The sequence below is a fragment of the Blautia faecicola genome (assembly GCF_004123145.1).
Taxonomy (GTDB): domain Bacteria; phylum Bacillota; class Clostridia; order Lachnospirales; family Lachnospiraceae; genus Oliverpabstia; species Oliverpabstia faecicola.
The window spans coordinates 1-23,189 of sequence record NZ_SDKC01000002.1 but is presented as its reverse complement, the minus strand read 5'-3'; the positions used below and the strand labels follow the sequence as shown (position 1 = coordinate 23,189).

24 protein-coding genes are annotated in these 23,189 nt (G+C 39.5%); 12 read left to right on the top strand and 12 right to left on the bottom strand.

The features are described 5' to 3' along the window. The 8 genes from ETP43_RS16345 to ETP43_RS17205 all read left to right on the top strand — a co-directional run bounded on the left by ETP43_RS16345 (position 1) and on the right by ETP43_RS17205 (position 5,913). A complete protein-coding gene (locus ETP43_RS16345) occupies positions 1 to 507 on the top strand; it encodes a SipW-dependent-type signal peptide-containing protein (protein WP_129259666.1) in 507 nt (168 codons plus the stop codon). 94 nt (positions 508 to 601) lie between these two features. Continuing rightward, positions 602 to 898, top strand: coding sequence for a hypothetical protein (locus ETP43_RS16340; protein ID WP_129259665.1), 297 nt, complete (start codon positions 602 to 604; stop codon positions 896 to 898). After that, the gene (locus ETP43_RS16335) at positions 886 to 2,169 is read left to right on the top strand and encodes a hypothetical protein (RefSeq protein ID WP_129259664.1); all 1,284 of its coding nucleotides are present in this window, start codon (positions 886 to 888) and stop codon (positions 2,167 to 2,169) included. Before ETP43_RS16340 ends, ETP43_RS16335 begins: the two co-directional genes overlap by 13 nt. Then, complete coding sequence (locus ETP43_RS16330) at positions 2,166 to 2,753, top strand: hypothetical protein (protein ID WP_129259663.1); 588 nt, start codon at positions 2,166 to 2,168, stop codon at positions 2,751 to 2,753. Before ETP43_RS16335 ends, ETP43_RS16330 begins: the two co-directional genes overlap by 4 nt. Positions 2,754 to 2,837: 84 nt before the next feature. Beyond that, positions 2,838 to 3,779, top strand: coding sequence for a DUF5688 family protein (locus tag ETP43_RS16325; protein ID WP_129259662.1), 942 nt, complete (start codon positions 2,838 to 2,840; stop codon positions 3,777 to 3,779). Positions 3,780 to 3,806: 27 nt separating this feature from the next. Further along, on the top strand, positions 3,807 to 4,241 hold the full coding sequence (locus ETP43_RS16320) for a single-stranded DNA-binding protein (RefSeq protein WP_129259661.1): 435 nt from the start codon (positions 3,807 to 3,809) through the stop codon (positions 4,239 to 4,241). Positions 4,242 to 4,428: 187 nt separating this feature from the next. After that, a complete protein-coding gene (locus tag ETP43_RS16315; RefSeq protein ID WP_129259760.1) occupies positions 4,429 to 5,097 on the top strand; it encodes a Fic family protein in 669 nt (222 codons plus the stop codon). A 642-nt stretch (positions 5,098 to 5,739) separates the two neighbouring features. Continuing rightward, positions 5,740 to 5,913: a hypothetical protein gene (locus ETP43_RS17205; RefSeq protein ID WP_164979782.1), complete on the top strand. Its 174-nt coding sequence runs from the start codon at positions 5,740 to 5,742 to the stop codon at positions 5,911 to 5,913. Positions 5,914 to 6,344: 431 nt separating this feature from the next. Here the strand turns inward: ETP43_RS17205 and ETP43_RS16310 are convergent, their stop codons facing one another. Beyond that, complete coding sequence (locus ETP43_RS16310; protein ID WP_129259660.1) at positions 6,345 to 7,334, bottom strand: tyrosine-type recombinase/integrase; 990 nt, start codon at positions 7,332 to 7,334, stop codon at positions 6,345 to 6,347. Between the two features lie 79 nt (positions 7,335 to 7,413). Further along, the gene (locus ETP43_RS16305; protein WP_129259659.1) at positions 7,414 to 7,620 is read right to left on the bottom strand and encodes a hypothetical protein; all 207 of its coding nucleotides are present in this window, start codon (positions 7,618 to 7,620) and stop codon (positions 7,414 to 7,416) included. Between the two features lie 328 nt (positions 7,621 to 7,948). On the opposite strand from ETP43_RS16305, the gene ETP43_RS16300 reads away from it, so the two are divergent. The 3 genes from ETP43_RS16300 to ETP43_RS16290 all read left to right on the top strand — a co-directional run bounded on the left by ETP43_RS16300 (position 7,949) and on the right by ETP43_RS16290 (position 11,475). Continuing rightward, positions 7,949 to 8,902, top strand: coding sequence for a coiled-coil domain-containing protein (locus ETP43_RS16300; RefSeq protein ID WP_129259658.1), 954 nt, complete (start codon positions 7,949 to 7,951; stop codon positions 8,900 to 8,902). After that, positions 8,862 to 10,058, top strand: coding sequence for a DNA/RNA non-specific endonuclease (locus ETP43_RS16295; protein WP_243114360.1), 1,197 nt, complete (start codon positions 8,862 to 8,864; stop codon positions 10,056 to 10,058). The genes ETP43_RS16300 and ETP43_RS16295 overlap by 41 nt, the downstream gene beginning before the upstream one ends. A gap of 169 nt (positions 10,059 to 10,227) precedes the next feature. After that, positions 10,228 to 11,475, top strand: a complete 1,248-nt coding sequence (locus ETP43_RS16290) for an IS256 family transposase (protein WP_055282856.1) — start codon at positions 10,228 to 10,230, stop codon at positions 11,473 to 11,475. A gap of 346 nt (positions 11,476 to 11,821) precedes the next feature. Here the strand turns inward: ETP43_RS16290 and ETP43_RS16285 are convergent, their stop codons facing one another. The 10 genes from ETP43_RS16285 to ETP43_RS16240 form a co-directional block, all read right to left on the bottom strand. Beyond that, positions 11,822 to 12,712: an Abi family protein gene (locus ETP43_RS16285; protein ID WP_129259657.1), complete on the bottom strand. Its 891-nt coding sequence runs from the start codon at positions 12,710 to 12,712 to the stop codon at positions 11,822 to 11,824. A 339-nt stretch (positions 12,713 to 13,051) separates the two neighbouring features. Further along, positions 13,052 to 13,810: a hypothetical protein gene (locus ETP43_RS16280; protein ID WP_129259656.1), complete on the bottom strand. Its 759-nt coding sequence runs from the start codon at positions 13,808 to 13,810 to the stop codon at positions 13,052 to 13,054. A gap of 40 nt (positions 13,811 to 13,850) precedes the next feature. Beyond that, entirely contained in the window at positions 13,851 to 16,235 is a 2,385-nt protein-coding gene (secA, locus tag ETP43_RS16275) for a preprotein translocase subunit SecA (RefSeq protein ID WP_129259655.1), read from the bottom strand. A 206-nt stretch (positions 16,236 to 16,441) separates the two neighbouring features. Beyond that, positions 16,442 to 16,669: a hypothetical protein gene (locus ETP43_RS16270; protein WP_129259654.1), complete on the bottom strand. Its 228-nt coding sequence runs from the start codon at positions 16,667 to 16,669 to the stop codon at positions 16,442 to 16,444. 33 nt (positions 16,670 to 16,702) lie between these two features. Continuing rightward, positions 16,703 to 17,071: a hypothetical protein gene (locus tag ETP43_RS16265; protein ID WP_129259653.1), complete on the bottom strand. Its 369-nt coding sequence runs from the start codon at positions 17,069 to 17,071 to the stop codon at positions 16,703 to 16,705. A gap of 29 nt (positions 17,072 to 17,100) precedes the next feature. Continuing rightward, the gene (locus ETP43_RS16260; RefSeq protein WP_129259652.1) at positions 17,101 to 17,490 is read right to left on the bottom strand and encodes a hypothetical protein; all 390 of its coding nucleotides are present in this window, start codon (positions 17,488 to 17,490) and stop codon (positions 17,101 to 17,103) included. A gap of 56 nt (positions 17,491 to 17,546) precedes the next feature. Beyond that, positions 17,547 to 17,819 (bottom strand): hypothetical protein, encoded by a 273-nt coding sequence (locus tag ETP43_RS16255; protein WP_129259651.1) that lies wholly within the window; start codon positions 17,817 to 17,819, stop codon positions 17,547 to 17,549. Between the two features lie 35 nt (positions 17,820 to 17,854). Continuing rightward, positions 17,855 to 18,136, bottom strand: a complete 282-nt coding sequence (locus ETP43_RS16250) for a hypothetical protein (protein ID WP_129259650.1) — start codon at positions 18,134 to 18,136, stop codon at positions 17,855 to 17,857. A 215-nt stretch (positions 18,137 to 18,351) separates the two neighbouring features. Then, positions 18,352 to 18,945 (bottom strand): DUF3841 domain-containing protein, encoded by a 594-nt coding sequence (locus ETP43_RS16245; RefSeq protein ID WP_129259649.1) that lies wholly within the window; start codon positions 18,943 to 18,945, stop codon positions 18,352 to 18,354. Positions 18,946 to 19,400: 455 nt separating this feature from the next. Further along, a complete protein-coding gene (locus ETP43_RS16240) occupies positions 19,401 to 22,865 on the bottom strand; it encodes a CAP domain-containing protein (protein WP_164979780.1) in 3,465 nt (1,154 codons plus the stop codon). 127 nt (positions 22,866 to 22,992) lie between these two features. Here ETP43_RS16240 and ETP43_RS17385 point away from each other — a divergent pair. Continuing rightward, positions 22,993 to 23,189: hypothetical protein (locus ETP43_RS17385; protein WP_207668932.1), on the top strand; the 197-nt coding region annotated here is incomplete at its 3' end.

The window sequence follows — 23,189 nt, the reverse complement described above, 5'->3', positions numbered from 1 at the left end:
ATGAAAAAACGTGGAATTATTGTAATCACAACGATTGCACTCCTTTTGGTCGCTGGAATCACGGGGGTGCTTGCATACTATACAGACGCAGAGCAGCAAGCGAATCGTTTTCAGATTGCAAAGAACAAAGTTGAAATCACAGAAGAATTTCCCAATAACGAGATAGATCCACCGACCCCTTTAAAGAAGGTGGTATCTGTCACCAATAAGGGAAATGAGGCCTATGTTCGAGTGAAAGTTCGCTTCAGCGATGGTGATATTGAAAAGTATAGCACAATCGACTGGAACACTACGGATTGGAAATATGACGACGGATATTACTACTATACAAAAGTTCTTCCGGAAGAAGCTAAGACACCAGATTTATTCACCAAGGTGACTATTTCCGAAGATATACCGGATGATCTATTAAAGGATTTCGATATCTATGTAGAAGCGGAAAGTATCCAGGTTGGTTATTTCAAAACGTACCAGGAAGCATGGACTGCGTTCGATAAAAACAGATAATTTACCTTCAAATAAAAGAGAGAGGACGTCAATTAAAGACGTTCTCTTTTTTTATGCTTTTTTTCTTGTGAGTTGTCCGAGAGGCAAACTTTAATTGTTAATTGAAAAACTGGAGGTCAATCAAAAGGAGGAAGCAAAAATAACAGGACGAAGTCTGGCAGTAAAGGTAATGAAATCATTATCTAAATTGCAGAAGTATCAAATCCTATCAAAGGATCAAACACAAGTGCTTTTGCAACAGATCATAAACGGAAAAGAGATATCCAGCGTAGAGGATGTCATTTACGCACTATATGCATATGATGTCCCTGATGGAAAAGAAGGTATCTTCGAAGCGGTGATCGATGGATTAAGAGCACAAAAAGGAGGAATCAATACATGGGAAAATTAACACTTTCAGACAAATTTTTTGTTGAGGGAAAAGAACTCGAAGATTTCGAAAATATTCTAAAGCAGATTGATGACAGCACCGAGTTTTTACGAATATCTGGTGGTAACATCGGATTCGCATATTATCTTAATGCCTCCTTCATGAAGGAGGCATATAAGGTTTTATTAATCACTCAAAAAGAACTTTTATCTTTCGAACAGGGCTTGCTGAACTTCAAAGTTTCGGAAACAAATATGTACCCAGTACCATCAATTGGGTACATATCCAAACAAAATGTAAATGAACAGTTATGTGAAGAAAGCTTTGACACAGCAGGTTATGTGACGTATTTAAACGGATATGTCACTTACATCTCCGGTGGAGCTCTCAGTAGCTTAATGACAAGGTCTGGAATTTGTGGAGAACAATCTTCAAAAAAATCAATATTCCTCACGCAAGCTATGTGCGAGGCATTGACAAAAACCAACCCAAGAGTGACGGTTGTCACTCGAAAAATGTTGAATGAGGAAGGTAGGTATGACCGAAAGATCTTTGCTTTTCTATCGGAAAAATATATTCCGATTCCACAGCGAACGATCATAAGAGCCATTAAGGCTCTTTTGAAAGATGGGAAATTTGGTTCGAGCGAAATCAACAGATGGTATGTGGACCACGATTTCACGAGTATCCATATCGAATTTCCCGAAGTTGGAGAGGAGTTTTCTGATATTTCCGGATTAAAAGATACGGTTGTACCGGGTATTGTGTTAATGTCATCTGACACAGGAAAAAGCAGCTTTATTATTCGAGGAACGTATCGTTTGAAAGGTTGTAATCGATATGTGATTGTAGACGAGTACGCGCGAAAACATATAGGAACGATAACAAGCGAAGAGATACTGACTGATTGTGATCGCGAGATCATGGTCAACTTTCGTAAATTGCCAGAGGAGTTGGCGCGGAAAATGGGTCAGCTCATTGGTAATGGCCATTTGGTCGAGAAAGCATTAAGGGACTCTCTCATTAAACTTGGAATTAGAAAAATCATAGGAAAAACACGATTCGCCCAGCTGCTTGAGCAGCTGAATGCTGAAATTGATCAGGCCGCTATATACTCAGAATACGACGTAGCGATTCTAATCATGGGACTGGCGGATCGTTTGGAGGGCTTGCCAAAATCCCTTCTCCAGCCTGTCGCAAAGGCAACGGGTAGAGCACCGTTCATAACATTGAGCGGCAATGATGAGGACAACGAAGAGCTGATCCTTATGCCAGAGGAGGAGAGCGAATGAAAAAATCTATGTTCGTTATGAGACGACCAGGAGTACTGGTCGTCTCTGGAACGATAACAGATATCCAGGATAATGTTGTCGTTCTGGAAAACAAATTTTTTTATCCGGTAAGCGGGCAGGAAGAAAAGACGAGATGTTTTTTGGAGAGTAAGTTCGATGTAATTCAGAGAATGCGACTTACTATAGGAACATCTGTCCTGGCATCTACGACAGATGATTTTATGATTGAGATGCTGCTGGAAGGCGGTGAAACACCCACTCGTGATTTCCACTTAAAAGCCTACACCATTCGTTTTAATGGAAGCTTTGATTTCGATCAGCACAATGATCAAAAAGAGCAACATGTGATGGCGGGTACAATCCTTGCTGTTACAAGTGGACAAAAACAAGGTTATACGTGGAATCGTATGACTATTGGCTGGCGTAAAAATGGGAAAGAAGAAAAGAGGAACATTGTTTATTGGAATAATGACAATATTCAATTAGCTGGTCAGGCAGGCAACAGAGTAATTGTTGTCACTGGCGAGAGAAAAGTAACTGGTGGCTATGAATACTACCAGGCTTATGATGTTTTTGAAGTTTAAAAAAATTTTGTATGTTCTGAGTATGAGGCATACTTTAGATGTTAATCGAAAACATGGAGTAAATATTCAAAGGAGGAATCAATAATGTTTTTAGAATTTGTAAACGAGGTAAAGGACAATATCAAACACTTTTTGCCAGGATCTTACAGGAATGCTGAGGTATTCGTTATGGATTATCGGAAATTAAATACTACCTATAAGGGTCTTATGGTGAAAAGGGAAGACGAAACAATCGCACCGATTATCAATATGAATCAGTTCTACAAAGCCTATCAGAATCAGCCGGGAGCAACTATGGAAAGCATATACAGAAGAATTGCAGATGTCATTATGGAGGCATCAATCCAGGTGAATCTCAAATCCATCATGGATTATGACATTGCAAAGGATAATCTGTTTATCCGTGTATCATCGGCAGAGAGAAATAAAGATATGCTTGTGAATGTTCCACATCAGTTAAAGGAAGATCTTGCAATTACTTATCATGTAGACGTCAGCATGGATGAGAAAGGATTGGGTTCCATGCTCATCAATAATGACTTACTCAAACAGTACGGCATTACAGCAGAACAGCTTCACGAAGATGCTATGAAAAGTTCTCCACATATTATGGCACCGGAAGTATTTTCTTTGGGTGCAATGATGGAGGAAATGGTCGAAAAGGATCTGTTCATGATGACGTCGGAAGAAAGAGAAATGCTGCAGGAATCTATTAGAAAATCTGCTCAGATGTCATCCTTTTTTGTAGTGACTAATCAGCAGAGAATCGGAGGTGCCGGCGCTCTCTTCTATCCGAAGATGATGGATAACCTGGGTGAAGTTCTTGGACATGACTACTTTATTCTCCCTTCATCAATTCATGAAATGCTGGTTCTTCCGGATAATGGAAAAATCAGTGCAGATGAATTAAGGATGATGGTCACAGAAGTCAATGCGACTCAGGTATCCCCCGCAGAACGTCTTACCGATGATGTCTATTACTTTGATACAAAAAATCATACCTTCGGAAAAGCTGAAAGAGTTTGATCATTATTATAGTAGGAGGAATCATATATGAACAGTTGTAATTTTACAGGACGGTTAGTACGAGACCCAGAAATCCGTTATTCAACCAGTGAGAAGCCGATATGTGTTGCAAGATTTACTCTTGCAGTACAAAGAACTTTTAAAAATGGTGAACAAACTGCGGATTTTCCACGATTTGTGGCCTTTGGACGCAATGCAGAAACTATAGAAAAATATTGCAAACAAGGGATTAAACTTGAGATTTCATCAAGTTTAAGAACGGGTAGCTATAAAAACCGTGAAGGGCAGACCGTGTACACGACGGAATTTGAAGTAGAACGCTTTGAATTTGCTGAAAGCAAAAAGAAAGAAGCTGAGACAACTCATTCCACACCGGCTACGGGGGCCTCGAATACAGATCCTTCAGGTATGTCCGATGAAGCATTTCTGAATGGATTGTATGACGAATATCCGTTTAATTAATAAATCAAAAGTAAAAAAAGGATACGTTTTATCGTATCCTTTTTTCATTAGCAGTGTATATCGCCATGAATCACCTCTCCATGCGATGCAGTAGCTTCTATGGACGGGATACTCTGCTTAGTATCATAGACAACATAATAGAACAATGATATAATGTAGAAACAAGACGAAAAGAGGTATGGATGTAATGTTGAAGTTCGATGATAAATTTCATTTGACACCTGAACAGAGTTTGTTTTTGGCAAAGAAGAAATGGGACGAAAATGTATATTGTGGGATGAAGATGGAAAATAGGGCTGTTACATTTCCTCAGACTCAAACAGTTTTACATGGTGTAAATGTCCCGAATGTACAGTTGGATGATATTCAGGCTATTTTAAATATGCGTGATGCATGGAAATTCTTGTTAAGTACCATTAATGAGAAAGTAACATTTGAATATTGGTGCACGCTGAATGAATATATTGCAAGAAATGAGGCACTAGAATGGGGAAAACTTCGTACTGGCAGTGTTGGAATTTCTGGAACAGAGTATGAGCCTCCGATTCCAGATAAAAAAAAGACAAAAGAAGATTTAGAAAACATTTTGTTCGCTCCAAATGTTTCAGCCACAGATAAAGCATTAGAGGCATTTGTATGGGGGACAAGAGGACAGTTCTTTTGGGATGGAAATAAGCGCACCAGCTTGCTACTTGCAAATAAGATATTAGTTTCTGCTGGTGCAGGAATTCTGACAATTAAAGATAAATATATGGAACAATTTAATTCACTGTTGTTAGAGTATTATGATACCGGTGCCAGTGAAAAGTTAAAGCATTTCTTGTACGAACATGCATTGCAGGGTATGAATGTGTAATTTGAAAGAAAGGATCCGAAAGGGTCCTTTTTTCAATGAATATAAGGGAAGTCTTCGGACTTCTCTTTTTGTTTTTTCGCCTTTTTACCATACTGTTATAAGAGCCAAAAACAAGAGTATACCTGGAATCGTATGGTTATTGGATGGCGTAAAAATGGAAAAGTGGAACATTATTTATTGAAATAATGGCAATATTCAATTAGCTGATCAGACAGGCAACAGAGTAATTGTAGTCACTGGAGAAAAGAAAATAACTGGCGGCTATGAATACTACCAGGCTTATGATGTCTTCGAAGTGTAAACTTTAAAAAATTCCGTATGTTCTAAGTGTGAGGCATACTTTAAATGCTAATTGAAAACCAGGAGTTAATTTAAGGAGGAATCGAAAATGACACGAATCAGAGCTGGACCGATATTGTTAAATTCTAAGGACTGGTTCAACAGATTAAATAACGAATCTCCATCCTCAAATAACGAGTGAAAATAGGAGATGAAAAATCACAAGAGTTTTAACTGCGGTGACTGTTGGGAAAAAAGTTGCATTCCTGCTGCTATGGATCCCCAAACGGTCGTTTCTTGACATGTCGGACACCGTACAATTGTAGACCGTGGGTTAAGACACAGTAAATGGGAGGAATATAAATGAAGTATGAATTTTTTGAAGTAAAGGATGTCAAAGAATATATCTTAGGCCTTTCAAAAGAGCAGTTGGTTAATGAATATGATTCATTAGATAAATATATTCGAACCAATCCACTCCTGACTGGCATGGACAAGGAGAGACTGCTTACCCTTATCGAAATGAAAAACCATTAACACCAACATCATAGGGTGTCCTTTGACATCCTATGATAGAAATTAGAGGAATGGTAATGAATAATAAGAGTGATTATTTTTTATGGAGGATACTGGAGAAGCATTTAGGACCTCATCCAGGATGCGGAGTTGTACACCATTTGTGCAAGAGAAGGGCGAATCCAACTTACCAGCACTGTCTTCAGATATCCTTGAGTTTATTTCAAACCAAGATGATTTTTATGAAGATGCTGCTTATGCTCATGCGGACGCAGTTTGATTTTTAGAAAAAAATACCTACTACAGAAGGAATTTCTGGAGTGGGTATTTTTTTGTTACGAGTGTAAGTACTTGAGAGAGTATAATGAGTTCTTCTGAAACTTCATATAGGAGAAAGCACCAGAATAAACACAAAAAAGAAGTGAGATAGTAGCAGGAGTGGTGATAAAATATCAAAATAATCCATCAATGGATTTAGAAACGTCATGTAGCCGTTCTTGATTAAGGTGTGTGTATATTTCTGTGGTGGTAGTATGTGAATGTCCCAGAATTTCTTTTAATTCCATTAATCCGGCACCATTGCTGTACATGAAAGTTGCAGCACTGTGTCGTAATTTGTGCGCAGAATAGCCTTTCCCTGCAAGTCCTGCAGTATCTAGCTCTTTTTCTATTATTTTCTCAACAGCACGGCCGGTAAGCCTTTTTTTTGTACGTTTCGACACAAACAGTGCTTTCTCATCACGATCAAGAGTATATCCGGCACGAATATCCAACCATTCATCAATAGCAGTTTTACTGGTCGTGTTGAGATAACCGGTTCGTTCTTTATCACCTTTTCCGACGATAGTAAAGGTGTCGCAGGTACGATCAAATGAGTCAATGTTAAGGCTGCACAATTCGGAAAGTCGTAAACCGGTTGTTAGAAATAGAATAGTGATACAATAATCACGCTCCGGATTTTCTTGCTCTGCAGACGCAAAGAGAAGTTGTTGCGCATCCGCAAGATTCAAGTATTTCGGTTCACGTTTTGGCAGCTTTGGCAACTTTATATAGAGAGCAGGGTTTTCAGGGTATGATTTTTCAGTCACTAAAAAATCGTAAAAAGACCGCAGGGCGGTTAATTTGTCCTTACGAGTTTTGACGGAATTTCCGCGTGCTGCGGTAAAAAATATATAATCAGATATCAATTCCCTTGAAGCATTCCGGATCAATTCCGGATCAATATTTTTAATTTGAATTTCATCATATTTTTCTTCTGGAAGATTATCTGATTTCATAATGAGATACCTGAGGTATCCACGCAGATTCACATAATACATATTGGCCGTTTTTAGCGAACGTCCGCAAACAACTATGAGATACTTTAGGTATCCCTCAAGTTCCTGGCAAATATCGTCGTATTTAGGTAACTTTTTGTCCTCAGGTCGTATATAAGTACTCATATTTCCATTTCTCCCTCCTTTTGTTCGCAAAGCAGTAACTTTACGAACAATTATATTTTAATTGTTCTGCACTCTCTTGTCAAGAACTTAGAGAAATAATCACATCTAGTGTACTGACCTGTCTTTTTACAGAAGGAGAAAAATAAAGGTTTTGAATCGTTTTATATGTCAGTTCAGATGTCTGCAAATCCAAATCACAGTTAAATTCATCCACTTCCTTTGCAAATGCATATTTGTTACTCAGGAGCTGTTTTAAATTGTCCTGTGTATTCCATAAAGCATCCATAATATTCCTTCCATTGCTGTGCTTGATCTGCTAAAATAATATCTTATTTCAATCCTTTTCTATCATGTTTTCAGATGCCTATTCACGCGTGAATAATCACAAATTTTCCTGTTTTCCCATTAATCAATCGTATAGTAACTGTTCTGTCGTTCTATTCAGTGCTTTTTATGTCCAAGGACGGAAAATCTGCTGCCGGATCTGGTTCTACCCTTGCAGAAAAGTATGAAATAAATAATATTAATTGATTAATATTAATTGGTTAATATTAATTTAGTATGCTATAATAAGTACAGATGCACAGAGAAAATGTGAAAGGAAAGGTGATGAAATGGCTAATTTCGCAGTTGCTGCCAGTCCGGAGACGATAGACAAGGCAAATAAAGTGATGTCTACCTACGCAAGAGACGGAGAAAAAAAAGAAGATACCCTCTTAAGGATTCTGAACATTGCGGAGGCAGAATATATAAAGGGAACACATCCGGAGCTAGAAGAAACATTAAGATCCGTGGATGCTACGATCACAACATTGATCAAGCAGATCAACGGCATTGTAGCAGGTCAGGACAACCGACTGGCAGAATTGAAGAAACAATTAGATAGTGCCCTAGATGAAAAGAAGACAGCTTTGGAAACCGCTAAGGCATGGACGGAAGAAACAAGAGAGAAAATGGAAAACGACAGGCATGCTATGGAGGAAGAACGGAAAAAATCTGAAGAAGAACTGTTCCGTGCCTGTCAAGAAAGAGCTCAGGCTATAAGGGAAAGAGACGATGCACGGATTATCGCAAAAGAAAAAGAATCCAATAATAATCTCCTCCTGCGCCAAATGACGTCCATGGAAGAGGAACTAAAAGGATATCATGAACTTAAAGCCCAGTATACCAGTCTTCAGGAAGACCACCGGGATCTAATTGAAAAAAACAAAGAAGATATCCGGAAAATGACGGATTCCTTAAGGGAAGCGGAACAGGCTTTAAAAGAAGCGAAAAAAGCATATGAAAAGCTGTCTGCTGAATTCACCGTGTCTAAGGCAGAAACAAAAGATCTGACGGTGGCGAATACTGCCCTCTCCCATCAGATTGTGAAACTGGAGCAGCAGGCATTAAAAGATGCAGGGGCAGCAGAACTTGCATTGGAAAAGGCTGTAAATAAAAAAGAAAAAGAAATGGATATACAGTTGCGACAGGCTGATAAAGAAAATGCCAGATTAACTGCCATTATCGAACAGCTGAAGCTGCAATATGAAGATCACACAAGGTCTGTCCATGAAGAGCAAAAATAAACGAAAGGATATTTATAAAATGAACTCAAGAAGACACAACCGTTGGTATAGTATTTTACTGTCGCTATTCTTAGTGTTCTCGTTAACCGGATGTAATGAGAACCTGCAAACGGAAACAAATCAAAGCACGGATGAAGCTGTTGTAGTTAGTCAGGAAGCTGAGGTCACAGAAGAACCAAAAGTTGAAGAAGATACAGATGAGCCGGACCAATCGGAAATCGAGTCGCAAGATGGTCAGCTACAGGAATCTTCTGAAAATAATACGGAAGCGCAAGATTCTTCTGTGATCACCACAAGGGAAAATATACCGGACTACGAAGGATATGCGTATATAGCCATTAATGATAACCAACCGTATTTTTCGGATGAAGATAAGCAAAGAACAGATGCATTTGAAGAATATAGTGAGCTGGATACATTGGGAAGATGTGGTGTTGCATATGCGAATATCTGCAAAGAACTGCAGCCGACAGAGCCACGTGGAAAGATCGGAATGGTAAAACCATCTGGCTGGCATACTGTTAAATATAACGGTATCATTGATGGAAATTATCTATATAATAGATGCCATTTGATAGGCTTTCAGTTGGCAGGCGAGAATGCGAACCCCAAAAATCTGATCACAGGTACACGCTATCTGAATGTTGTTGGCATGCTTCCATTTGAGAATGCTGTTGACAACTACGTAGAGGCTACCGGAAATCATGTTTTATATCGTGTAACACCGGTATTCACAAATACGGAACTAGTTGCCCGTGGAGTTTTGATGGAAGCTTATTCTGTAGAAGACCAGGGAGCAGGTATCAAATTTTGTTATTATATCTATAATATCCAACCAGGAATAGGTATTGATTATCAAACCGGTGATTCCTGGGAAGATGCAAGTGTTGTTGCAAAGGAAAACGCAACTTTTTTCGTGAATGAGTCTGGTACACAATATACAGAAGTACAATCACAAGAAACAAAGACGTCCGATGATGAAAAAACAACCTCAACATCGGAAAAGGAGTCTGAAAGTAAGGTATGGATTTCAGCAACAGGTTCCAAATACCATAGTAAGAATAACTGTGGCCGAATGGATCCTTCCAAAGCAACACAAGTTACTGAACAGGATGCAATCGATATGCATCTCGGAAAGTGTTCAAGGTGCTGGTAAAGACAAAGCATGATACATTATTTTCTTGATTAAAGGACGAGTGTGCGGCCAATTATCAGGCATTACCAAGTCTAAAAAGCCTCAATATTGAATGCCGGGAGTATCCCAAAGTTTGTGTAAACCTCCAAACTGATGTAAGATAGAATTACTCAGTTTGGAGGTTTATTTTATGGCAAGAAAAAAGGATTCACCACAAAAAGCAGCACTTAGAGAACTCATGGGAAACTACCTGAAAGAAAACAATGTAAAAGTAAAAGATGGAACAGATGTTAATTCCATTATGCGGGATATGATGTCTATCATTTTGGAAGGTGCCCTTGATCAGGAACTGGATGAAGAACTGGGATATTCCAAGTATGATTATCGAAATAAAGAAACCGATAATTCCAGGAATGGATATTCCCAGAAAACGTTACATACCAGTTACGGAGATATGGAGATTGATATTCCAAGGGATCGAAAAGGTGACTTCGAACCACAGGTTGTAAAGAAGTATCAGAATTCGATTACGCAGGACATGGAAGAAAAGATCATTTCCATGTACGCAAAAGGAATGACTACTGCCGATATAGAAAGCCACATGCGTGAATTATACGATCTTGAGATCTCCGACAGTACTGTCAGCCGGATTACTGATAAGATCCTGCCAATAGTAAAAGAATGGCAGGAAAGGCCATTAGAAAGTGTGTATGCTGTTGTATTTATGGATGCGATCCATTTCCATGCCCGTAATGAGGGGCGGATTGTAAAACGTGCTGTTTACATTGCGATTGGGATCGATATGGAAGGACGTAAGGATGTCCTCGGGATGTATGTGGGTCAAAATGAAAGTGCCAAGTTCTGGCTCTCCATCCTGAATGGTCTGAAAAACCGGGGCGTAGAAGATATATTGATTGCGTGTGTGGATGGACTGACCGGTTTTCCACAGGCAATTGAAGCAGTATTTCCCCAGACCGAGATCCAGCAGTGCATCATCCATCAGATCAGGAACACCACGAAATTTGTTTCTTACAAAGAGATCAAACCACTTATGGCAGATCTGAAGCGTGTATATGCAGCTCCTACAGAAGAAGTTGCATTGGCAGAACTGGACAGCTTTGACGAAAAATGGAGCGGGAAATACCCTAAGATTGCAAAGTCATGGAAAGATAACTGGGCAAATCTTTCAACGTATTTTAAGTATCCGGAAGCTGTCAGACGTCTGATCTATACCACGAACACGATTGAAGGATTTAACCGCCAGCTCCGGAAAGTCACCAAATCCAAGACGGTATTTCCATCCGATGACAGTCTCTTGAAAATGCTGTATCTGGCCATGATAGATATCACCAAGAAATGGACGGGACACCGTCAGGATTGGGGACAGATCCATTCTCAGCTGGAAATTTTCTTCGAAGAAAGATTGGAAAGGTTATAAGCAGAATGCATGCTAGGCAGGGCTGGCACAGCCAGTCCTGCTTGACATGCCTTAAAACTGCATTATAATACAAACAAGGACAGAACCCTGAAAAACAGGTTCTGTCCTCGATAACTAATGACATATCTTATATCAGTTTTTCTGTTTACACAAAACTTGAAACGCTCTCACAATGCCATTAACTTAAGAAAACGGATAATGCCGGATATCTCTATTCCTTTTGATGGGATAAAGATATCCGGCATTTTGGATACTTTTTCACGAAACATCTCCACGCTCCGAACCAGAAAACAGCCACCCTTCGTAGTAAAATATTACCAACGAAAAGTGGCTGTATATTAGTATCTCATAAATTATTCCTCATAATTTCCATGTAATTTTCCGGGAAACCAATCAAATTCATATCAATATCACTGCTGTACTCGTTTATAACTGTTTCCACCGTCTGAATCAAAGATTTCTTACTTTCTTCATCTGGAAGCCTTTTTAGTAAAACCAGTGTATACGCAAATAATGAATTATTTTTTATCTCCGGATGTTTTCTCAAAAAAGATGTTGTAAACTTTGCCGGAGGATTAAAATCCGTATTATACATCCTGGCAGCATGTGCACATTTATTTCGTAATACAGACAGGCAGTGTAAATGATTTTCCAATGTATCCTTACCCACTCCAACCATACCGGCTATTGTATCTTTTTCCGAATAATACATAGAACTATATAACTTAGACATATTAGAAAAAGACATCAATTCTACAATAACCCACAATGGCATTTTACTGGAATACTTTGTTTTGTGATGCTTTACAATCAGACTGTCTTTATAATAATTTTGCTCCCTGCTAAAGGTTTCCATCACTTCTTTGTAACCTTTTTTATTATAAAAATTATTTTCATCGTAATGCTGGTCATAAGGTGCATCTGTACATTTTGCAATTGAAAATCCATAAGCTATCTGTGTCCTATAATATACCTCTGCTTTTTCAATATACCGACGGAATGTGTCACGTAATATTTCATCAACTTTATAAAGATGATACACCGTTTCAAATGTAGTCCCTTCTATGTAATCGCTGCCGGAAGGATCTTTCCTAAATTGTAAAGCATAGCCTGTAAATCGGTAATAATTTACTTTCTTCAAAATATCTTTTGCTTTTTCTCTATCCGAAATAACCATCCTGTGTGCAATTAACTTATCCAACTGTTCATCGAAGGTCAATGGCTTTTTCAAATCCATAAAATCTCTCCTTAACGTAAAAAAGCTGAGCACAAGTCTCAGCCTGGTCCCCAATGTCCAAAAGACTTCGGGCAACTCTGTTACATATAGTATATTCAAAAGTGCAAAAAAATGCAATAGATTTTGTGATTTTTTACGCGTAAATTATAAAAATCTGCAACTCTTGTCCCTTGGCAGTCCATTACTACTAAGGATTTCTCCCCAACTATTTGCCTTTATCATATATCGAGGCAGAAGACCACTTGTCAGTCAATTACCCCGTACCCTTTATGGGTCGGGGTAATTGACTGCAATGCAGACAAATCGGATTTCGTGTTCTCCATTACCGTTTGCATATGCTCATCTAATCAATGACGTACACGGTTTCTCATCAATCGCAGCGTTAATGATGTCCTTGAATTTTCCATTCTCAATATCTTCGTACCAAATCTCAACAAGCTTATAGCCATTACGAATGGCAAATTCTTTCTTATACACATCCTTTTTCAGCTGATATTCAAATCCTTCCTGATCAACATGGAATCTCTCGATAAAAGTCCGGTGTTGTTCGCCCTGCACCTCTATGAGTATCTTTTTATCTGTAATTTCAAAGTCATATGGCATTACATGACCCGTATCTGGATTGATACATTCAAGCGTATGTCTTTGCGTTAAAAATCGAATATCTTGGGACTTCAGGTAGCTGGCGACGACAGCTTCTCCAGAAGATATCAGGGAGGCACAGTTGTGACCAGATCTTTTTAGATAGTTATTCCAATATACAGAAAAATCTTCATTGCACCGTTTGCAGTGGTATGTGATCAGCGGATTTTTTCTTGAACCAGCTATTTTGAACACTTCTTTATCTAGGGGAAAAGCATTTTTTATAAAGAGTGGGATCGTTTCATCGGGTGCGTATTGATCATGTTCCACTGCTAAATGAAGTTTTTCCCTATTCTGGGTCTGAAACTTTTTCTGCTCTTTTCTTTCTTGATAATTACGTTCTTTCCGTGCTTCTTTTTTATATTTTTTCCAATTAGCCGGTGTCAATGCAGTCTTTAGAGTTATTTGGTTTTCGTTTTTTCGACGATCTTCATCCTTGAATGCTTCTCTGATCATGGTTTTACATCTCCCATTGGCAACTTAAAACATGTGTTATTTATGAGGTGACTGGATCTACCTGATATAAAAGTTTCACTGTCTCTTCCTGGATGTTTTTGTTCATCAGATCAAACATCTGAAACCCACGAACACGGTATTCTACTTTGGGATCTTTTTGACCATAGCTGACCATGTGGATTCCTTGACGCAATTGCTCCATTGCATCGATCTGTTCCATCCAGTTCGCATCCACGATCCTCAATAAAATATTGCGTTCCACTTCGCGCATGATATGCTGTCCTGGATACATTTGTTCCAACAGTTTCTCCTTCTGCTCATAAAGGCCAATGGCTTCCTGGAAGAGTTTTTTTTCGAATCCACGTTTCTGGACATCTTTCTTTGACAAGGACGGAACAGGAATGATCGGAAGCAGTATCCGGTTCAATTCAACCACGGAAAGTGCACCATCCTTTTTTGCCTCCTGTATTTTTCTATCGATTACGGTACGGATCATGCCGGTAATCTCTTCATGTACATCCTGCCCTTTCAACACCATGGCCCGCTCTTTGTATATGATTTCCCGCTGGTCATTATTCACTTGATCGTATTCAAGCAACTGTTTTCTGGAGGCAAAATGGTTTTCTTCCACTTTTTTCTGTGCTTTTTCCACTGCCTTAGAGAGCATTTTATGTTCGATAGGCATTCCGTCTTTGATTCCGACCTTTTCAAAAATAGAGATGTACCGTTCCGAACCAAACAGACGCATCAGATCATCTTCCAGAGAGATAAAAAACCTGGATTTTCCAGGATCTCCCTGTCTACCGGCGCGTCCACGGAGCTGATTGTCGATTCGTCGTGATTCGTGACGTTCTGTACCGATCACAAAGAGACCACCTGCCTCTCTTGCCTTTTCATCCAATTTAATATCTGTTCCCCTTCCAGCCATATTGGTAGCAATGGTGATCGCCCCTACATGGCCTGCTTCAGCGACAATCGCAGCTTCCTGTTCCGGGTTTTTCGCATTCAGAACATTGTGCTGTAGTCCGTGCTTGGATAGCAACATAGATAACGTTTCAGAAACATCTATGGTTGTTGTGCCTACCAGCACAGGTTGTCCTTTTTGGTGTGCTCTGGATACCGCCTTGATGATCGCAGCGTATTTTTCAGCTTTTGTCTTATATACTCTGTCCCGAAGATCCCTTCTTAATATGGGACGGTTCGTAGGCACTGTTACAACGTCCATGTAGTAGATATCGCGGAATTCCTGCTCTTCCGTGATCGCAGTACCTGTCATTCCACACTTTTTTTCGTATTTATTAAAAAAATTCTGAAAACTGATAGTAGCTAAAGTACGGTTTTCCGGATGGATGGTAACATTTTCCTTTGCTTCCAGGGCCTGATGGAGTCCGTCAGAGAATCTTCTTCCAGGCATGATACGTCCGGTAAAACTGTCTACAATCCATACCTCATCATCACGTACCACGTAATCTTTATCTTTATGCATCAGATAGTTTGCGCGAAGAGCCATATCCATGCCATGCTGAATGCTGATATTTTCCGGATCGGACAGATTCTTGATGCCAAAGAATTTTTCTGCCTTTTTCGTTCCCTGCTCCGTTAAAAATAAATTATTATCCTTCTCTTCCAGGATAAAGTCACCTGTCTCTTTTGCAGCTTCACCTGCAATGTAGTCAATCTTGGACATTTCTTGTGTTTTTCCGACTTCCAACTGCTTCGCAGCTTTGTCAAAAGCCAGGTATTTTCCGGGAGACATCTGTTTATTTCCAGAAATAATCAGCGGAGTTCTTGCTTCATCAATCAGAACGGAATCCACCTCGTCAATAATACAGAAATGAAGTCCTCTTTGGACAAGAAGTGTTTTGCGTTTTGCCATATTATCACGCAGGTAATCAAATCCCAGTTCGTTATTTGTTATATAGGTAATATCCTTGGAATATTCTTCTTTTCTCTGTGCTGGATCGGTATCTTGGACAATGCTTCCACAGGTGAGTCCCATAAATTCATAGGCAGGTCGCATCAGTTCACAGTCCCTTTGGGAAAGATAATCATTGACGGTGACAACATGGACTCCTTTTCCTTCCAGAGCATGCAGATAACAGGGAAGCGTACATACAAGGGTTTTTCCCTCTCCAGTGCACATTTCAGCAACTCTTCCCTGGCTCATTATGATGCCGCCCATGAGCTGTACCGGAAAAGGTTCCATACCCAGTACGCGGCGGTCGGCTTCCCGGATCACTGCAAAAGCTTCCGGAAGGAGATCTTCCAGTGTTTCTTTAGTTAACCGCTTTTTAAATTCTTTCGTTTTATCCTGCAACTGTTTATCGGTCAGTTTTAGCATGGCTGGACGCAGTTTTTCTATTTCATTTAATGTTTTTCTGATCCTTCTCAGTTCATGTTCGCTGTGTGTCTTAAAAAGTATCATCTTTTGATTACGCAGATCCCCACTTCAGATATGGAAAGTATTGAGTGACAGGGAAATGCGTTTCTCCTTTCTAATAAAAACATCTCTAGGCGTTTGCGAAACGCCAAACGCCGCATAAATACAGCGTTTTTTTGTTGTTAAAACAAAATATCTCCTCTAGGTTTATGTTAAAATAGAGTTGTCTAGAAACTACTAACCAATCCACCTTAAAGGAGATCACCTCCCTTATTCAGTTTCTTGAGTTTTTGATAAATTGCATACAAATCTGTTTCACTTAATTCTAATAATTTGCTACAATTCCATTTCCACTTTTCAGCAAAACCGCCGCATAAAGAACCATATTTCTTTTCTTCAAATTCATTTATAAGTGCATATGGCGGGCTTGTATTTTTAATAAGATTTATGATATCATCTTTTTCTAATTCAACTAGCATTATTTTTTCCTCCGCAAATTTCAGTTTGTCGAATTACTCATACTTTTCTTTTAACCTTTGTAATTCTGATAATTCTCGCTCCTTTTGCATTTGTTTCTCTGCTTGCAGTAGTTCTTGTTTTTCTTTTTCTATTTTATTTTTGTACCAGTCTTTATGTTGTTCATTACCCTCAAACAAAAAATCTAAGGGAAACGAACCACTTACTGCGTCATATAAATCATAATGACTGTCATAAGCTGTTACATATACTGTATCTTCTCCAAAATGGGTTTTATCTTCTTCAAATGTATCAAATTCTGTATCAATGAAACCGATTTCTTCAACTATATCTGCTACTCTATCCATTATCTTTTCATAATTCTTTAGAGTCTGCAAAACTTGTTCTTTTGTTAAATCAAACATGTAATCACCTCACAAATCCTAAGTTTGTCTTACAGACCCAAATTCCTCATAAGGTCTGCATTTTCCCTGCTTGTTTCGAAATATGTCTTGGACTTCTTTGGCTTCTGTATTTTCAAAACAATCCTTTTTCCACTTTTAACGATTATTTCATTATTTACTTCAAAATAATTCCAACCTAATCCAGCGATCATACCTTTTACAAATCCGATATTCATTGATTGCTCTGAGTTTCCAAATGCCGTGGGCGTGTTAAAATACCAGTAGTTTTCCATCTTCTGAATAGCATTGTAAAGCAATACAAGTTGTTCTTGTCGTTTTGTTCTGGTTAAATCCATATTTCTATCCCACAATTCTGTATCCTCAAAATTGGGAAGATACTCATTTCCAACATCATCAACTTTGCATCTGATTTCAAACATAACACCACCTCACTAAAAACGTGATCTATTTACTTCTATTGTTTGTGTTAAATTTTTCAGTTTGTCAGCTTATTGATATAAAGACCGTACACACAATACAATATTCCATCTTTCTTAAAACCTCTTCGTTTTACACATCCATATGTGTTATCTAAGCTCAAGATAGCAACTGTATTATTTCTTTTCGGAAAATCTACAGTAACAATGGGTTCATTTGCATATAATGTTCTTTCTCCTTTTTGCACATTGAAAGTTCTTACATTACTGTTTCTCATAAAAACATCTGCTTTTTCATATAACTTATCCCAATCAAAATCGTCTATAATCATACTCTTTACCTCCGCTAAATCCTGATTTTTTTGTTTTATATTTTATCCCATTCATTTCTTTTGACAAGGATATTTTTCCAATATACATATTGGAAATGAAACTTTAAAAATTGATTATTATAACCACATATCCTATTGCACAATTCTGTTTGACCATGAATACACCTATCACAAGCGAAACCCGACTTATCAGTTTTTATGATGTTTTCCAATACTTCTAAATCGTTGGTATTTTTCGCAATAGTCTGATTTTCTCCTAGAAAACACCATTCTCTTATATACCATTTAGCAATTTTAATTTTTTCTTCTCTTGTCATTCTTTTTCACATCCAATAAAAATTTCAGTTTAACTAACTAATTTTTCTTTTATAAATATTTTATAAATATGTGCAAACCACAAGGAGACCTATTATAATCACAACACCTACTTTTCATCTTAAGAATCCTGCATCGCAGGATTCTTACCGCATTTTTAGCCGGGATTGCAAACTTGTTTCGCAATTACCTAAAAAGCATCTCTAGTGTCCAGTATTTACTCGGATGAGGCACTTATTTCTGTTCGAAGCATTTCAGGACAAATTTCCCAGAGACAACCGGCTGTAAAATCCCATGGTTTTATCTGAAAATCCCATGGTTTTATCTGGAAGGCTGCATTCCATGAAGACTGAATTCGTTCCTTTTTACGTGTTTCATCTATATTAGAGAAACCATTGATCTCAGCATCAATTGTATCCGGATCACTGGACATGGCAAAGTAATCACCGTACATAATGGAAACCCATGCGGTTGCGTCACTGAGAAGAACTTTCTGTCTTGGAACTGTCAATGGAACATATACCATATCATCATTTTCTCTCCGGAAGAAATCACTCTCTTTATCCGGATGTGTGGATTCACCCATAAAACTTACCCATGCAAGAAATGGAACTGTCGATGGCATGGGAGCGAACTGTCTGGCGTGACGGGTCATGTATTTGCTGACGAACTGATAACCGGCAACCGATGCCTCTGTCTTTCCCCAAGGGGTGTCTTCGATCGAACAGTATACCTTGTTTCCTTCCTTTAATTTTTTATAAGTGGTCTTTTTCATGATGGCCCATATATTCAGAGTGTTTTTTTCTGTCATTTTAATCCTCCAATGCGGTTTTTTGTTCGTACAAACTCTATGAAACTAAGCAGAGTACCCCGTCCATAGGAGTAACGCACCGCATGGGCGGGGGTGATTCATTGTATCACGGATACTCTAACACTTTGCGGGGCACAGTGTGTCTCGTTTCAATCCACGGTCGGTATTTTGCGGAGTCCGACATGCCGGAAAATAACCGACTGTGTTAGAACTTGTGTCAATGGGGATACCGATTTCTCTCCGACCACCACTGACGTTAAGATTCCCATAATTCTTCTCCTACCTTTATCTGAATTTAGAGGAAAGAGATTCCTTACTCAGTTTGGTGAAAAATATAAGTACTAACTGATCTGCACACCAATAGGTGACAGCTTCCAGCCTTTGATTTTTGTGGAAAAAGGGGAGCTTCAAAGCCCCCCTTTTGAAGAATGTATGAGAAAAACAGATAATATCTGTTATTTCTTCTGGTTGTTTTTACGTCTTCTTCTCAACACACCTAATGTACCAAAGGAACCTGCCAGAAGACTCATCATAAGTCCTGCCTGGGACGGATCACCGGTCTTAACAGCGTTGGAGGCTACGTTTGTAATGGTCGATGTAGCAGCAGCAGTACTTGTTGCGTTGACGGAAGATCCAGTAGCAGTTGGAGTGGCGACAGCAGTTGTCTTATCAGCTTTTGCTTTCTCAGTTTCCGCTTTCTTCTCAGCATCTACAAATTTCTGGTAGTTTGCTTTTGCAATCGTAAGATCAGCAATGGTTTCCGCATGTTTGACAGCCTCTTTATCATAAGATGCTTTTGCTTTTGCAGTAACAGCTTTTGCAGCATCCAGTTCTTCCATGGCTTTTGCATAAGCCTGTTTGGTAGTCTCAATCTTTGTCACATAAGCATTGAGGTACTTGTATTCTTCATCCGTGATTTCAGCCTTCATTGCAGACTCCAGTGAAAGAGTATTGGCTCTTTTCAGCCGTTCTAATGCCTTTTCGTGTGCTTTTTTTGTATCTGTAACCGCCTGCGCCTTTTCATCAGCAAGTTCTCTTGCTACTTTCAGTGCGTTTCTAGCCACTACTGTATCAGCCTGTGCAGTCCTTAAAGCATCCTGCGCTGCATTATAAGCATCCAGAGAAGCCTTAGCAGCATCGTATACTGCTTGTGCCTGGTCTGCTTTTTTTGTCTTTTCATTCAGAATTTCAGCAGTTTTTGCCTTCTGTTCTTTCGCAGATTCCAGGGCAGCCTGTGCATCGGCAAGTGCCTGTGCTTTTTTGATAGCTTCCGCCTGTGCATCGGCAAGTGCCTGTTCCTTTTCAGAAAGGATGGCTTTCTTCATTTCAGCATCAGATTTCTTCTCTTCCATATCCTTACGCAGCTGTGCGATCTGTTCGTTCAGCTGGTCAACAATGGCCTGTTTTTCGTCTGCTACCTGAGTCAGAGCATTCAATGTAGCCTGTTCTTTTGCCAGCAGTTTTACAGCTTCATCATATGCATCACCAGCCTTTAATGCCTCAGCGATAGCTTCTTCCAGTTTCTGCGCGGCATCTGCAGGAGTGCTTGTTCCTACGGCTCTTCTTGCTTTTTCAGCCGTGTTGTCCTTCTGGGCATCCTGTAATTTTTTCAGTTCTGCTTTCAAAGAATCCAAGGTTTTTGTCTGAGAATCAAGAGTTGCCTTTGTACTATCAGCTGCAGCGGTTGCAGAAGAAACCGTATTTTCGAGTTTTTCGATGGCATCTTCTGCAAGCTTCTGATTATTTCTTTCAAGAGTCAAGATCTCCTGATTGCTTTCCATGGCATCCTCAGCCTGCTTTTTCTGCTTTGTAAGATCTTTCAGTTCGTTACGAAGGTTTTCTACTTTCTGTACGGCATTCTCATTTGCTTTTACTTTCTGATCATATGCGGCCTGGAGCTTCAGTGTATTCAAAACAGCATTGCTGTAGGCCATACCAGCTGCATCGGAAGAAGCGGCAGCCTGTTCGTAGATCTCCTGTGCTTTTTCGTAAGCATCTTTTAAATCTCCTCCGCTTAAATAACGTAAGATCAGTTCTCGAAGTTCTGCTGTTGTATAATAGGTAACGCCAGCTTCTTCTTTGGTAAGGAAAGTCTGGCTGACACATTCAGCATTGTATCTGCTAAGACCGATACCGGTGATCACATTGTTCGGATTAACGATGGATAAGTAATGCAGACATTGCCAGGCATTATTTTTGTCCTGTTCGTACAGTTTTTTCTCGTCTGTATACCAGGATTCAAAAGCAACATCCGGATTTGTAGTTCCCCATACCAGGTTCTCACTGCATCCCCAGTATCTTAAGTGATCAAAGGTATAGGCAGATCCGTTGGCGTTATACTGAGCGTAGGCCATCAGAGTCAGGGAAACTTTCATCTCATTAAGACCCTCGTTTCTACGGATCTCATTGCATTTGTCGATGAAATCCAGGGATTTCAGCATGTTATCAAGGTTTGTGGCATCCTTTGCATTTCCCATCTGGGTAGATCCTGCTGCCTCACCCTGTGAGAAGATATCTTTTGTGAATCCGAGGCTTTCAAAGAAACCTTTGGAACCGGCTGCAGATACAGTAGCTTTAAAATCATCCAGTTCTTTTTTTGCGGCGTCCAGTTCATTTTTTTTCTGTTGTGTGTTGGCATCCGCTTTATCTTTTTCCGCCTTTGCCTCTTCCTGTGCCTGTTCTGCAGCGTGCAGATCATCTTTTGCCTGGTTCATCTCCTGCTGGGTTTTGTTCTGCTCGATTTCAGCTCCCATTTCTTCGGTAGATTTATCTTTGATAGCAGACTCAATGGAGTCTTTTTCGGTCTTTGCTTTCATGAAAGCTTCATATGCTGCATCCGCTTTTGCCTTTGCAGTATCTCTTTCGGCGATCTTGTCGTTCAATGCAAGGGTAGCTTCCTGCAGGGATCTGTCCGCAGCATCGTATGCCGCCTGTGCTTCATCAACGATCTTCTGCTGTGCATCTACATCTGCCTGTGCTTTATCAACTCTTGCCTGAGCCAATGCTTTCTGGGCAGCATCCAGGGCATCTTTTTTTGAAAGCATATCAGCATTTGCACGATCTACAATAACCTGCTGGTTCTTAACAGCTTCTGCTGCTGCATCCGCTTCCTTTTTAGCGGTGTTGTAAGCAGAATCCTTATTTGCTTCACTGACGGCATCTTCATATTCTTTCTTTGCCGCATCAGCTTTATTCTGGGCATTGTCGGCGTCGGCTTTTGCATTGTCTACATCTGTTTTGGCATTTTCCTCGGCTTTATCGGCATCCGCTTTGTTCTGCTGGGCACCGGTCACACCATTTTGAGCGTTGTCTACTTTATCCTGTGCCTTGTTATCTTCTGTAGCAGCATCGTTCTTTTCAGATTCTGCTTTATCAAATTCGTCTTTTTTATCCTGGACGCTTTCATCCGTCTCGTCAGTTGTGATATTATCAGCATCTTTTTTTGCTTCTTCTTCGGCTTTTTCCTTATCAGCCAGATCCTTTTCAGCGGAAGAAACATTATTATCGGCATTTACTTTATCCTGTGCAGCCTGGTTTTTGTCCTGTTCTGCTTTATTTACAGCATTCTGGGCATCGTTCTTTGCCTGGTCGAAAGCATTCTGGGCATTGTTCTGCGCATTATTTTTATCCTGTTCCGCCTTATTTACAGCATCCTGTTTCTGGTCCTGGTCTGCTTTTGCGGAGTCATACTGGTCTTTGGCAGCATCTGTTTTCTGAGCTGCGTTCTGTTCCGTCTTAACTGCGGAATCCAGCTGGTCTTTGGCTTCTTCTTTTGTCACCGGTTCTTGTGCCTGTGCTACAGCATCTGTTTCTGCTGCCGGTACGACTAATTCTTCTGCATGGACGGTAACATTGGCACCTGCTGCCATGGTTGTTCCCGCAACGACAGTTGCGATTGCTAATTTGGATACATTCTTCAAAATATTGTCCTCCCAATTTAAAAATTCAGTTGGTTTTCTTTTGTTACACAATAAGTATGCCATACAAAACGGGGTTTTGTGATTCATATATAAGCTAAGTGAAAAAAAAAAAAAATTTGAAAGAAATTTGCAAAAAATTCGAAAAATAAAAAAATTAATGAAATCAAGTGTTTCATCAATTAGCTTTTTTAGGGTACGTCCACTACTTTTATCTCCAGCAGGTGCTAAAAGGCACATAAGGTTTTTAGATATCCTGCTAGTTACAAGACATGGACGGAAAAGAATGTATTTATTCCACGCAATTACTATAGCCAAACCGCCCAC